This window comes from Peptidiphaga sp. (assembly GCF_057238965.1).
Genome location: NZ_DBHHEV010000037.1, coordinates 1 through 13073 on the forward strand (window position 1 = coordinate 1; position 13073 = coordinate 13073).

The window sequence follows — 13073 nt, forward strand, 5'->3', positions numbered from 1 at the left end:
GCTCGTTGCTCAACAAGGCGGCGTCGGCCGTGGCGTCGGGGATGCGCGCCCCGCGCAATATCACGGGGCCTTGGCGGTGAAATCGGTCGTCTGTCATGGGCCAAGACTACGCTTGAAGCCACCTTCCGAGCACGCGGGCCAAACGCTCGATCTGTTCGACGGGGCACGCCTCGTCGTCCCTGTGCGCCAGGATCGGATCTCCCGGCCCGCAGTTGATCGCCGGTATCCCCAGGGCGGAGAACCGGGCGACGTCGGTCCACCCGAGCTTGGCCGCGGGCTCGCCGGCGCCGGCCTCCCGCAGGAGTTCGGCCAAGCGCGCGAACTCGGGATGGTCCATTCCGGGCGCCGCGGGCGGGGCGCTGTCGAGCACTTCGACGTCATACCCGGAAAAAGCCGAGCGGACATAGGCCTGGGCCTCCTCCTCCGTCCTGTCCGGCGCATACCGGAAGTTGACGACGACGTGCGCCTCGTCGGGCACGGAGTTGCGGCCGCCTCCCCCCGAAATGCCGACCGCCAGGAGGGACTCGCGGTACTCCAAACCGCCGACCTCGTGGACCTCGGACTGCCAGTTCGCCAGGAAGGCCAGGGCGTCGAGGAGCTTGTGCACGGCGTTCTCCCCGGTCCACGGGCGCGCCGAGTGGGCGGCGACTCCGCTGGCCTTCACCTTCACGCGCAGCGTTCCGTTGCACCCGCCCTCGATGCCTCCGTCGGTGGGCTCGGCGAGGACGGCGAGGTCGGCTGCAAGCCAGTCGGGATGGTTGCGCGAGAGGCGGCCGAGGCCGTTGAGGCTGGCCTCGACCTCTTCGTGGTCGTAGAAGACCCACGGGAGGTCCGTTCGCGGCTCCCGCAGGGTCGTGGCGAGATGGAGGAGGACGGCGTCCCCGCCCTTCATGTCGACCGACCCTCTGCCCCAGAGGACCCCGCCTTCGAGCCTTCCGGGAACGTTGCCCGCGACGGGGACGGTGTCCGTGTGCCCGGCCAGGAGTATCCGCACGGGCTTTCCGAGATTCGTGCGCGCCACCACGGCGTCGCCGTCCCTGAGGACTTCAAGGCGCCCGTGCTTTCTCAAGGTCGCTTCGATTTCGTCGGCGATCCTGCCCTCCTCCCCCGAGACGGAGGGAATGTCCACAAGCTGCGCCGTCAGAGCCACGACGTCGTCCGCATTAAGAGGCTGAGCCTCGTTCGTATTCATAACCCAAGCCTACTGCTTTATAGACCGCGCCTACTGCCTGTAACGTATTGCCCATGACAAACGAACTCGCCGCCGAAGCGGCGCGGGTCATCGCCGACCTCACCGGCGTCGCCTCCCACGACTGCGTGCTCACTCTCGGATCGGGCTGGGGCGGCGCGGCCGACCTCATCGGGGAGACCGTCGCCGAAGTGCCGGCTGAGAAGGTGCCCGGTTTCTCAGCCAACGGCGTGGCAGGGCACCGAGGCACTTTGAGATCCATTGTGCTCGAATCGGGCCGCGCTCTGGTGCTGGGCGCGCGGACCCACTTCTACGAGGGCAAGGGCGTCGACGCCGTCGCCCACGGAGTTCGAACCGCTGCGGCGACCGGAGCAAAAGTATGCATACTGACCAACGGGTGCGGATCGACCGTCCCCGAATGGTGCCCGGGAACCGTGGCCCTCATCGGCGACCACATCAACCTCACCGCGACGTCGCCTCTGCGGGGGGCGGACTTCGTCGACCTGACCGATCTGTACTCCCCGCGGCTTCGCGAGATCGCCCGGGGCGTCGACCCCGGCCTTCCCGAGGGCGTCTACGCCCAATTTCCCGGGCCGCACTACGAAACGCCGGCCGAGGTGCGCATGGCCAAGGCACTGGGCGCAGACCTCGTGGGAATGTCGACGGCGCTCGAGGCGATCGCCGCCCGCGCGGCGGGAATGGAGGTGCTGGGAATCTCCCTCGTGACGAACTACGCCGCGGGGATCGCCCCAAGCGCCCTCAGCCACGGCGAGGTCCTCGAAGCCGGAAAGGCCGCGGGCCCGCGCATCTCCCGGCTGCTCGCAGACATCGTGCGGATCATCGACCGAGCCGGCTCCGGCGCCGACCGGCCTTTGGCCGACGCCGACTGAACCGACACTGACAGAGCCGACGCGGAACGGCTCGGCGACGCGCAATCCGGCCTGTCGGCGCCGGGCGGCCCCTAGGCACCCGCCTCGGCTCCGGAAGTCTTCCGAACGGAACGCCTCGCACAAGCTTCCGAACGGAAAGCCTCGCACAGCAAATTTCACATCACCGACGAGAGAGAAGACAATGGTCAATGCCAGCGCCGTCCACGAGTGGATTGCGGCGGATCCCGACGAAGACGACAGGGCCGAGCTCGCCGAGCTTCTCAGCCGCGCCGAGGGGGGCGAGGCGGAGGCTCAGGCCGAGCTGGACGACCGGTTCTCCTCATTTCTGCAATTCGGCACAGCGGGGCTGCGCGGGCCGATGGCGGCGGGGCCCTTCCGAATGAACACGGCCGTCGTCCGCAAGGCCGCCGCCGGACTCTCATCATATCTTCGCAAAAAGACCGGCGGGGACGCCTTCGTCGTCGTCGGCTACGACGCGCGCCGCAACTCGCGGAAGTTCGCCGAGGACACCGCCGCAATCGCAACGGCGGCAGGCCTGCGCGCGGCGATTTTTCCGCGGGCGCTGCCGACGCCGATCCTCGCCTACGCGGTCCGCGCGCTCGGCGCCGACGCCGGGGTGATGGTCACCGCGTCGCACAACCCGGCTCGCGACAACGGGTACAAGGTGTACCTCGGCGGCGCGCACGCCGACGAGGACGGCCGAGGCGTCCAACTGGTCCCCCCGGCCGACGCGGAGATCGCGCGAGAGATCGAGGCGACGGGGCCTGCCGCCGACATCCCCCTCGCAAACGACTACGCGACGGTCGGCGAGGAGCTCGTCGATTCCTACGTGGCCGAATGCGCCGCGCTCGTCCCCGCCGGGCCGCGCGACCTGAGAATCGTCTACACGGCGATGCACGGCGTCGGCGGGCAAATCATGCGCCGCGTCTTCGCGGCCGCGGGCTTTCGCGACGTCGTCGAGGTGGCCGAACAGTGCGAGCCGGATCCCGACTTCCCCACCGTCGCCTTTCCGAATCCCGAGGAGGCGGGCGCGCTAGACCTCGCTATCGCAACGGCTCGCAGGGTCGGGGCGGACCTCATCGTCGCCTCCGACCCCGACGCCGACAGGTGCTCGGCGGCCGTCCCGGACGGGGGCGAATGGCGCCAGCTTTCGGGCGACGAGATCGGCTCGATTCTCGGCGAGCAGGCGGCGCAGAAGCTGGAAGGGCAGGCGGCTTCGGGCCAGAGCGGCGCTCCGGAGAGCCCGGCCGGCGTGCTGGCCAATTCCATCGTCTCCTCAAGGCTGCTCGGACGCATCGCCGCCGCGCACGGGGCGCAGCACCGCGAGACCCTCACCGGCTTCAAATGGATAGCGCGAGTGCACAACATCGCCTACGGGTACGAGGAGGCCATCGGCTTTTGCGTCAATCCGGCGGCCGTCAGGGACAAGGACGGCATGTCGGCCGGCATCCTCCTGGCGTCGGTCGCCGCGGGGCTCGCCGCCTCCGGCTCCTCGCTCCTCGACGAACTTGACCGCCTGTACGCGCTTCACGGGGTTTTCCTCACGGCGCCGGTCACCGTCCGGGTCGAGGACCTATCCATCATAGGACGCACGATGGACAAGGTGCGCCGCGAGCCTCCCGCCTCCCTAGCGGGCTCGCCCGTGGTCGGCTCCCTCGACCTGAGCGAAGGGACGGAGGATCTTCCTCCCACGGATGCGATCGTGTGGCACACTCAGGCGGACGACCGCGTGGTCATTCGTCCCTCGGGGACCGAACCCAAGGTCAAGTGCTACCTCGAGGTCTGCGAGCCCGTCGAAGGCGGCCTCGATTCGGCGAAGAAGACCGCCGCAGCCTCCCGGCTCGAAGCGCTCAAGGCCGACGTTTCGGCGGCGCTCAAGCTCTAGCGGCCGTGCCCTAGACTCCGGTGAGCGCGGCGGGCGGCCTCAGAGGGTGTCGAGCACCTTCGCGCTCGCCGAGAGGCCGAGGCGCGTAGCCCCCGCGTCGAGAAGCTCCGCGGCGAACTTCCCGTCGCGGATTCCGCCGGATGCCTTGACCTGCATCGTCTCCCCTGCCGTCGCCTTCATGAGGGCGACGGCGTGGACCGAAGCTCCCCCGGACGGGTGGAACCCCGTCGAGGTCTTGACGAAGTCGGCGCCCGCGGCCTTTGCCGCCTTGCACACGGCGACGATCTGCTCGTCGCTCAGTGCCGCCGACTCGATGATGACCTTCAGAACCGCCCGAGGCATCGCCTCGCGGACGGCGCGGATGTCCGCCTCGACCTTCTCGAATTCGTTCCCGGCCGCCCACGCGAGGTTGACGACCATGTCAACCTCGTCGGCCCCCTGGGCGACGGCCCGGGCCGCTTCGGCCGCCTTGACGTCGCTGTGGTGCGCCCCCGAGGGGAATCCGCACACGACCGCGAGCTTCACATCCCCCAGGTCGAAGGGCAGGGGAAGCAGCGACGGCGAGACGCACACGGAGCAGACCCCGAGCTCTTTGGCCTCCTCGACGAGCGCACGGACCTGGCTGTGCGTCGCCTCCGGCTTGAGCAGGGTGTGGTCGATGAGCTTGGCGACGTCGTCACGGGTGTACGGCATGCTTGTTTCCTTTCTTGAGTTTTATCCCAGTCTTTCGAGGACGACCGAGCGGCGGGGCTTCCCGGCGGCCGGCCGTCGCGGCTTCCGCGCGGCAGCGTCGTCTGTCCCGTTCGAATCGCGGGGATCCCTCGGCGGAGCGCCTCTCCCGGTCGAAACGCCGGGCCCGGGGGCGTGGGCGGCATCTTCCACGGTCAGCGTTCCGCCAAGCGCGTCGATCGCCCTCTCGAATCTGTCTGGCTCGTCGGTGTGCAGGCGCAGGATCGGCTGGCCCTTCGCCACGCGGTCGCCGGGCTTGGCGAAGATTTCGATTCCTGCCCCCGCCTGGACGGGGTCCTCTTTGCGGGCGCGCCCGGCGCCGAGCCGCCACGACGCGACTCCCACCTTGAGCGCGTCCATCTCGGTGAGAATCCCGGCGCGGGGCGCGGTCACGTCGTGAGTTTCGCGTGCCGCGGGCAGAGGCGCGTCTGGGTCGCCTCCCTGCTGGCGGATCATGGCCCGCCACACGTCCATGGCGCGGCCGTCGCCGAGGGCGGCTTCGACGTCGACGTCGTTCTTTCCCGCGGCGGCAAGCATCTCTCTGGCGAGGGCGACGGTGAGTTCGACGACGTCGTCCGGCCCGCCTCCCGCGAGGACCTCGACGGACTCGCGGACCTCCAGCGCGTTGCCGACGGTCAGGCCGAGGGGCACGTCCATGTCCGTCAGCAGCGCGACGGTCTCGGTTCCGGCGTCGGCGCCGAGGCCGACCATCGTCGATGCGAGCTCGCGTGCGCTGTCGATGTCTTTCATGAAGGCGCCCGAGCCGACCTTGACGTCCAGGACGAGCGCACCCGTGCCCTCCGCGATCTTCTTGCTCATGATCGAGGAGGGGATGGGCGGCAGGCAGTCGGCGGCGGCGGTGACGTCCCGGAGGGCATCCAGCTTCCTGTACGCGGGCGCCCGCCCGGCCCCGGCGGCGCAGACGACGGCGCCCGAGCCTTGTCCGAGGAACTCGCGCATCTGCTCGTTGCTCACGTCGGCCCGCCACCCGGCGATCGACTCGAGCTTGTCAAGTGTGCCGCCGGTGTGCCCCAGTCCCCTGCCAGAAAGCTGCGGGACGGCCACTCCGAAGGAGGCGACGAGCGGGGCGAGCGGGAGGGTGATCTTGTCCCCCACCCCGCCGGTGGAGTGTTTGTCGGCCGTGGGCCGCGGAAGCCCCGAAAAGTCCATCCGCTCGCCCGAGGCGATCATTGCGGCGGTCCATCGCGAGATCTCGCGTCGGCTCATGCCGTTGAGGAAGATCGCCATGGCGAGGGCGCTCATCTGCTCGTCGGCGACGGCGCCGCGGGTGTAGGCGTCGATCGTCCAGTCGATCTGCGCATCGCTCAATTCGCCGCCGTTGCGTTTGAGTCGTATGACGTCGACGGCATCGAAGGCTTCTGCCACCTCAGTTCTCCTTGCTTTCAAACGGCGCGGTCCGCTCGACCGCGTTCAGATCGCCCGGCCCAAAGGCGAAGGGAAGGGCCTCGGTCATGGGCATGAGGCCGCCGGGCAGGTCGAGGACCATGGCGGGGTCGGCGTGCTCGGCCAGCAGCTGCCTGCATCTGCCGCACGGCACGATCGTCTCGGCGTCGGCGTTGACGCACACGAAGGCGAGCAGCTTCCCACCTCCGCCGCGCACCAACTCGGAAATCAGCCCGCATTCAGCGCACAGCGTCACCCCGTACCCGGCGTTCTCGACGTTGCAGCCCGAAACGAGGCGTCCGTCGTCGACGAGCGCCGCCGCCCCCACCGGATAGCCGGAATACGGAGCGTAGGCCCGCGACATCGCTTCGAGGGCGAGCTCGCGCAGGCGCCGCCAAGGGACCTCGGGTCGCCAATCCTCCGTCACATCGCCTCCTCGTTGAGTCTTAGGGGCTTGCCCTCGCTGGAATGTCTATCTTGCCTTCCTCCGGCGAGGACGGCTTTTCCGCCAGGGCTTGCAGCCTTCCTGAGTGCCGTCGCTTTCCGGCAGGGCCTGCCGCCATTCTAGGCAGACCTTGCCGCCATTCTAGTGAGAACCGTTGTTCTCCAACAGGGGTTGTTCCCTTCTAGTAAGGCTTGTTCTCGGCGGCCGGCGGGCGGGACTTGCCAACGAATCCTGCGACGGCCAAGATCGTGATGACGTAGGGGATCATGTTGATGAGATTCGCCGGCGCGCTCGAATCGAGAGACGACAGAAGGATGGCGGTGGCCTGAGCGAAGCCGAACATGAGCGCCGCGCCCATGGCGGCGAGGGCGATGTACCCGCTGCCGGCCGAGATGTTGTCGTTGACCTCGTGCCCGATGTCCGCGGCGATGGTGAAGTAGGCGCCGCCCAGGCCCGCAATGGCCCCGGCCAGCAGACTGTTTCTGAAACGCGTGGCGCGGACGTTGATGCCCACGGTCGCGGCGGCCTTCGGATGCTCGCCGCACGCCCGCAGCCGCAAACCCCATTTCGAACGGTACAGGTAGACGGTGAGCACGGCGATGACAGCGTACATGAAGTACGTCAGAGCGGTCTGGTTGAACAGGACGGGCCCTAGGACCGGAATGTCCGACAGGCCCGGGATCGCGATTCGATCGAGGTGGAAGATTGAGGAATTGAGGTTGATTTTGTTCGTTTTGAACGGCTCGGTTCCAAGGAAGAAGGTCGTCAGGCCGAGCACAAGGACGTTGAGGACGACGCCGACGATGATCTGATCGACGTTGTACTTGATGGCGAAGAAGGCCAAGAGCGCGCCGACGATCGCACCGGCTGCGGGGGCGGCGATCAGGCCGAGCCACACGCTCTGCCACCACGAGGCCACGACGATCCCGGCGAAGGCGCCGGCGAGGAGCTGCCCTTCGATCGCGATGTTGACGATTCCGACCCGTTCGGAGACGACGCCGGCGAGGGAGCCGAAAATGAGCGGCGTCGCCAAGGCAAGCCCCGACGCGAGGGTGAAGGCGAGGGTGATGTTGCTGGACGATCCTCCTCCGTACCAGGCGAGAAGCCCTAGGACGGCGCTCACTCCGACGGCGACGGCGGGTAGGACGCCCGCTTTCTTCCTCGCAGCGGCCCGCGCGAAGGCGTAGACGGTCGCGACGAGGCTGACGAGGCCAAGCACGAGGCAGGCAGTCCGCGACCCGACGGCGACATCGGGAATCTCGATGCTCTCGCCTCCCCTCGTCAGGGAGAAAGTCGCGACGCCTTCGGCGCTCATCCACATGGCGCCGAGCAGGAGGGTGAAAATCAAATAGGCGATGGGCACGCGCCAGCCGATGCGACCGACGACGGCCGGAGAAGGCCCGGACCCCTCAGACGATTCGAGCGATTTGTCGGTGACTTTGACGCTCATCTCAAGGCCTCCTTCTTGTCAGCTGTTTCCTGCGCTCCGGCTTGCCCCCCAGCGTCCGGTGAGACTCCGGCCTGCCTGCGGCTTCTTCCTTTTCCCGAGCAAAGGCGAGGTACGCGCGCCATCTGTCGTTCTCGCCCGTGGGAAGGCGGAAAAGCCAGCGAACGAATGCGGGGGCCGCGATGAGCAAAACGATGACGGATTGGAGGATGAGGACCATGTCGATGGGCACATCGGCCTGGGCGTCCATCGTCCGTCCGCCGGCCCGAAACGCCCCGAAGAGGATTCCGGCGAAGAAGGTGCCCACGGGCCTGTTCCGGCCGAGCAACGCCACGGTGATGGCGTCGAACCCGGTGCTTCCTGCGACGCCGTCAGTCAGGTACTTCAGATCCCCCGTCATGGTCACCCCGCCGGCCAGGCCGCACAGCGCGCCGGAAAGGGTCAACGTCACCGTCGTCACCTTGCCGATCGACATTCCCGCCGTCTTCGCGGCGTCGGGATTGGCTCCGACTGCTCGCAGCTCGAACCCCCACGTCGAACGCTCGAGGTACCACCACGCAAAGGCCGTCGCGAGAAGAGCTATGACGACGCCGCCGTTGATCTGGAAGGGCGGAGCCGTCTCGGGCAGCTGCGCCGTCGCGTCTATCGTGGGCGAGCGCGGATCGCCGGACCCCGGCCGCCGGAAGGACTGATACGTCAAAAGCTGGGCGAGCCCGAGCGTGGCGACGGAGTTGAGCATGATCGTCACGATCACCTCGTTGGCGCCGGTCGTCGCCTTGAGGAAACCCGCGATGAAACCGTAGATTCCGCCGCAGACGACAGCGGCCAGCAGGCAGGCGAGCAGGTGGACTCCCGCCGGCATGTGGCACTGAAATCCCACCCAGGCGGCGCCGATGGCCCCGGCGATGATCTGCCCGGTCCCTCCGATGTTGAACAGGCCGCCGCGAAAGCCGAGGGCGAGGGCGAGCCCGGCGATGATGAGCGGCAGAGAGGAGAAGATCGACGACGTGAGCGGGGCGATCTGGCCCTGGAAGGACTGCGCCTTCCAATTGAAGACGGACCCCCGGACCATCGCCGAATAGCCTTCGACGACGTCGGCGCCCGAAACGAGCATGAGGATCGCGCCGACGGCGAGCGAAACCACGATCGCCAAAACGTAGACGGCGGCGCTCGAACTCAAGGCCCTGTAAAGCAAACTGAGGCAACGGCACATCGCCAGACGCGGGCGGCTCGGCTCTCGCCGCTCTTCGCCCTGAAAAGTTCCGCCCTCGGCTCGGAACGCCTCGCCCCCTCCTAGGAGCGCTCCGTTTTCCTCAGGCCCCGCGCCGCTCAGCCCGGCTTCGTTCCGCCCCGCTTGGCCCAGCCCCGCCTCATTTTGAGCTGTTCCGTTCCGGGCCTCTTCGTTGCCTTGCGTCTCAGCCATGTGCGTTCTCCTCCCTCGCAGCCTCCCCCTTCGGCCGGAACCGTTTCAGCGCGTCGCCCTTCGGCGCGAAGCTGTCTTCCCCGCGCCCGGGCCCGCCTTCTTCCTCGACGCGGTCCGTCAGGGTGGGCTCGGCTTGTTCGGCGGCCTCTTCGGGCGTGCCTCCCGCCATCATGACTCCGAGGACGGAACGCGGGGTGTCCGCGGGAACGATCCCGACGATCTGCCCGCGGTACATGACCGCGATGCGATCGGAAAGCCCGACGATCTCGTCAAGCTCGGACGACACGAGCAGAACGGGCGTTCCCTTGTCCCGTTCTGCGACGATGCGTTTGTGGATGAATTCGATGGACCCGACGTCGACGCCGCGCGTCGGCTGGTTGGCGATGAAAAGCGACAGATTGCCTGAAAGCTCGCGCGCAACCACGGCCTTTTGCTGGTTCCCTCCGGAAAGGTTGGAGATCGGGCCGTTGACGTCGCTCAGCCTGATGTCGAATTCGACGACGCGCTTCTCGGCGTTTTTCGCCACCTCGGAGACGCTCATGGCCGGCCCCCGCGCGAAGGGCGGGCGCCTGTACTGGTTGAGAACGAGGTTCTCGGCCACGGAGAACGAGGCGATCATGCCGTCGGTCGAGCGGTCTTCCGGCACGAATCCTATGCCCGCGTCGATGTGCCTGCGCACGCTGGCGTTGGAAATGGGCTTCCCGTTGAGCGAGATCGAGCCCGAATCTGGGCGTCTGAGCCCCAGGAGCGTCTCGGCGAGCTCGGTTTGGCCGTTGCCTTGCACGCCCGCGATGCCGAGGACCTCTCCCTCGCGGATATCGAAGCTGACGCGGTCGAGCAGGGTTCCCCCGGTTTCTCCGCCCGGGCCCACGAGCGAGACGTCCTCGACGCGGAGCGCCGCCTTGCCCGGCGTCGCCGGCTTTTTCTCGACGTGCAAAAGCACGGGGCGCCCGACCATCATGGAGGCGAGCTCCTCCTGGGAGGCCTCGGGCGAGGCTTGCCCGACCACGGCCCCTCTGCGGATCACGGTGATCCTGTCCGCGACCGCCTTGACCTCTCGGAGTTTGTGGGTGATGAAGATGATGGAGGCCCCGGAGTCCGCGAGCCCTCTCATGATTTTCATGAGCCCGTCCGTCTCCTGCGGGGTGAGGACGGCCGTCGGCTCGTCGAGGACGAGCAGCTCCGCGCCTCGGGCCAACGCCTTGACGATCTCCACTCGCTGCTGGACGCCGACGGGCAGGTCCTCTATCTTGGCGTCGGGATCGAGGTCGAAGCCGAATTGAGCGGACCATTCCTTCACGAGGCCGCGGGCCTTCTTGCGGCGAAGGAGCCGCGTGACCGGGTTGATCGGCTCGAATCCGAGGGCGACGGACTCGGCAACGGTGAACACGGGGATGAGCATGAAATGCTGGTGGACCATTCCGATGCCCGCGGCGACGGCGTCGGCGGCGTTGGAGAAGGCCGCCGGTTCGCCGTCGATCAGAATCTCGCCCTCTTCGGGCCGATACAACCCGTACAGGACGTTCATGAGGGTTGATTTGCCCGCGCCATTCTCGCCGAGAAGGGCGTGTATCTCCCCCGGCCGGACAGTGAGGTCTATACGGTCGTTGGCCACGAACGAGCCGAATCTCTTGGTGATCCCACGCAGTTCCAGACGCACCGAATGCCCAACCTTTCAGGCTTGGAGGGGCCCGGACTCCTTCGCGAGCCCGAGCCCCTCCTCGCTCATTTGACTTCGTAAGCAGCCGAGGACTTCACAACCGTCTTGCCGGAGACGATCTCTTCCTTGATCTTCTTCAATTCGTCTTCCAAGCCTTTCGGCTGGGACTTCTGGAGATCGTGGAAGGGGGCGAGCGAGACGCCGCCGTTCTTCAGCGTGCCGACGTAGGGCGCCTTGTCGAACTTCTTCTCGACGCCGGACTTGATCGTATCGACGACGGCGGGGTTGATGCCCTTCTGCACGGAGGTCAAAACGATGTCCTTGTACTCGGGGGCAGATTCGTACCAATCGGAATCGACGCCGACGATGAGCGTCTTGCCGTTGGACTTGGCGGCGGCGGCCGCACCCAAGCCGACGGGGCCGGCGACGGGCATGATGACGTCCGCGCCCTGCTGGATGAGCTGGTTGGCCACGGCGGTTCCCTTCGACTGATCGTCGAAGGAGTTGGCAAACTGGCCCTCCTGGGTCTCCTTGTTCCATCCGAGGACCTTCACGTCCTTCTTGTGGTCCTTGTTGTAGCGGGCCACGCCGTCGGCGAATCCGTCCATGAAGATCGTGACGGTCGGGAGTTTGATTCCGCCGAAGGTTCCGACCTTGCCGGACAGGGAATTGGCCGCGGCCGCGTATCCGGCGAGGTAGGCCGCCTCGTGCGTGTTGAAGACGAGGGCGCGGGCGTTCTCGGGCTGGTTCTGGAAGGTCGCGTCGACGATGGCGAACTGTTTGTCCGGGTTGGACTTCGCGGCGTTTTCGACCGCTTCGGACAGCTTGAACCCGACGCCGATCGTCAGATTGCATTTGGCTTCGACCATCGACTTCACGTTGGGGGCGAAATCGTTGTCGGATTTCGACTCTGCGGTGTTGGGCCGCACGCCGAGGTCGTGAACGGCCTTGTCCAGACCTTCCTTGGCCGACTGGTTGAACGACTTGTCGTCCCACCCCCCGGCGTCGGAGACGATGCAGGCTCGATAGTCGATCTGCTTTGCCGCGGGGCCCTTCGTCGCGTTCTCCTTCGACGAGGCGCTCTCTCCCGCCTTGCCGCCGCCGCAGGCGCTCAGCGCCAATGCCGCAACGCCGAGAAGCGCGGCAACTTTGCTGTTCTTCACGCTTGTTTCTCCTGGTTGTGTGCATCCGCGTCGGAAAAAGACGCGGAGAATGTGACCTAAGTCTACGTTCTTTTTCGGTTAACTACCGAACGGTTCACGCCAATCTTCCTAGTCCCGACCGACCGAGCGCCTCCACCGCCAGTTTGACGTCCTGCGAACTCGCGCGCGTTGTGACGAAGAGTACATCGTCCATGTCGACGACGACGGCCTCGGGGATTCCCACAACGACCACGGGCTTGTGCCCGGTGTAGACGAGGGCGTCGGGGGGCGCGAGGACGGTCTGCTCCGACCCTCGCGGGGCCACCTGTTCGTTCGACTCGACGACGTCGGCGAGCGAGGCATAGTCGCCGACGTCGGACCACCCCATTTCGACGGGGACGACGGCCACGCCTCCTTCTTCGGCGAGCGGCTCGGCCACGGCGGTGTCGATGACCGCGCTTTCCAAGGGCTCCCAGTATTCGGCGACGCCGTCCTCGCGCCCGGCCTCCCACGTTGCGGCCAGGGCGCGCAGCGGTTCGGCCAGCGTCCATGCGCACGCCCGCCGTGGCGACGAACATCCCCGCGTTCCACAGGTATTTTCCCGTAGCGAGGTATTCGGCGGCCGTCGCTTCGTCGGGCTTTTCGACGAAGCGGGCCACGGAGCGCGCCGGGCCGAAGCTCTCTCCCGCTTCAATGTACCCGTAGGCGGTCGATGGGCGGTCGGGGGAAATCCCTATGGTGACGACGTAGCCTTGCTCGGCGGCCTCCGCGGCGCGCAAAACCGCCCGCCTGAAGGCTTCTTCGTCTGCAATGAGATGGTCGGCGGCGAAGGAGCCGACGACGGCTTCGGGGTCGCGGG

At 67.2% G+C, this 13073-nt stretch carries 11 protein-coding genes and 1 pseudogene; 2 read left to right on the top strand and 10 right to left on the bottom strand.

Annotation, left to right across the window (positions count from 1 at the left end):
• Positions 1-106: 106 nt before the first annotated feature.
• Positions 107-1192 carry a succinyl-diaminopimelate desuccinylase gene (dapE, locus tag ACO48X_RS05890; protein ID WP_485001187.1) on the bottom strand — a complete coding sequence of 362 codons (1086 nt, stop codon included), beginning with the start codon at positions 1190-1192 and terminating at the stop codon, positions 107-109.
• Between the two features lie 53 nt (positions 1193-1245).
• On the opposite strand from dapE, the gene ACO48X_RS05895 reads away from it, so the two are divergent.
• A complete protein-coding gene (locus tag ACO48X_RS05895; protein ID WP_485001188.1) occupies positions 1246-2079 on the top strand; it encodes a purine-nucleoside phosphorylase in 834 nt (277 codons plus the stop codon).
• A gap of 181 nt (positions 2080-2260) precedes the next feature.
• Positions 2261-3964, top strand: a complete 1704-nt coding sequence (locus tag ACO48X_RS05900; protein WP_485001189.1) for a phospho-sugar mutase — start codon at positions 2261-2263, stop codon at positions 3962-3964.
• 39 nt (positions 3965-4003) lie between these two features.
• Here ACO48X_RS05900 and deoC read toward each other — a convergent pair whose 3' ends face one another.
• The 9 genes and pseudogenes from deoC to ACO48X_RS05945 all read right to left on the bottom strand — a co-directional run.
• Entirely contained in the window at positions 4004-4657 is a 654-nt protein-coding gene (deoC, locus tag ACO48X_RS05905) for a deoxyribose-phosphate aldolase (RefSeq protein ID WP_485001190.1), read from the bottom strand.
• Between the two features lie 21 nt (positions 4658-4678).
• A complete protein-coding gene (locus tag ACO48X_RS05910) occupies positions 4679-6079 on the bottom strand; it encodes a thymidine phosphorylase (RefSeq protein ID WP_485001191.1) in 1401 nt (466 codons plus the stop codon).
• Between the two features lies 1 nt (position 6080).
• Positions 6081-6524 carry a cytidine deaminase gene (locus ACO48X_RS05915; protein ID WP_485001192.1) on the bottom strand — a complete coding sequence of 148 codons (444 nt, stop codon included), beginning with the start codon at positions 6522-6524 and terminating at the stop codon, positions 6081-6083.
• A 199-nt stretch (positions 6525-6723) separates the two neighbouring features.
• Positions 6724-7992 (bottom strand): ABC transporter permease, encoded by a 1269-nt coding sequence (locus ACO48X_RS05920; protein WP_485001193.1) that lies wholly within the window; start codon positions 7990-7992, stop codon positions 6724-6726.
• 1 nt (position 7993) lies between these two features.
• Positions 7994-9412, bottom strand: coding sequence for an ABC transporter permease (locus ACO48X_RS05925; protein WP_485001194.1), 1419 nt, complete (start codon positions 9410-9412; stop codon positions 7994-7996).
• On the bottom strand, positions 9405-11072 hold the full coding sequence (locus ACO48X_RS05930; RefSeq protein WP_485001195.1) for an ABC transporter ATP-binding protein: 1668 nt from the start codon (positions 11070-11072) through the stop codon (positions 9405-9407). Before ACO48X_RS05930 ends, ACO48X_RS05925 begins: the two co-directional genes overlap by 8 nt.
• Before the next feature lie 65 nt (positions 11073-11137).
• Complete coding sequence (locus tag ACO48X_RS05935) at positions 11138-12235, bottom strand: BMP family lipoprotein (protein WP_485001196.1); 1098 nt, start codon at positions 12233-12235, stop codon at positions 11138-11140.
• Between the two features lie 94 nt (positions 12236-12329).
• A complete protein-coding gene (locus tag ACO48X_RS05940) occupies positions 12330-12680 on the bottom strand; it encodes a hypothetical protein (RefSeq protein ID WP_485001207.1) in 351 nt (116 codons plus the stop codon).
• A 151-nt stretch (positions 12681-12831) separates the two neighbouring features.
• Positions 12832-12993: pseudogene (locus ACO48X_RS05945) on the bottom strand (sugar phosphate nucleotidyltransferase); the annotation flags it as partial.
• Between the last annotated feature and the right edge of the window lie 80 nt (positions 12994-13073).

Bases quoted from the DNA above. Each gene is read 5' to 3' on its own strand.
- dapE (WP_485001187.1), bottom strand. From the start codon at position 1,192: ATGAATACGAACGAGGCTCAGCCTCTTAATGCGGACGACGTCGTGGCT.
- ACO48X_RS05895 (WP_485001188.1), top strand. From the start codon at position 1,246: ATGACAAACGAACTCGCCGCCGAAGCGGCGCGGGTCATCGCCGACCTC.
- ACO48X_RS05900 (WP_485001189.1), top strand. From the start codon at position 2,261: ATGGTCAATGCCAGCGCCGTCCACGAGTGGATTGCGGCGGATCCCGAC.
- deoC (WP_485001190.1), bottom strand. From the start codon at position 4,657: ATGCCGTACACCCGTGACGACGTCGCCAAGCTCATCGACCACACCCTG.
- ACO48X_RS05920 (WP_485001193.1), bottom strand. From the start codon at position 7,992: ATGAGCGTCAAAGTCACCGACAAATCGCTCGAATCGTCTGAGGGGTCC.
- ACO48X_RS05925 (WP_485001194.1), bottom strand. From the start codon at position 9,412: ATGGCTGAGACGCAAGGCAACGAAGAGGCCCGGAACGGAACAGCTCAA.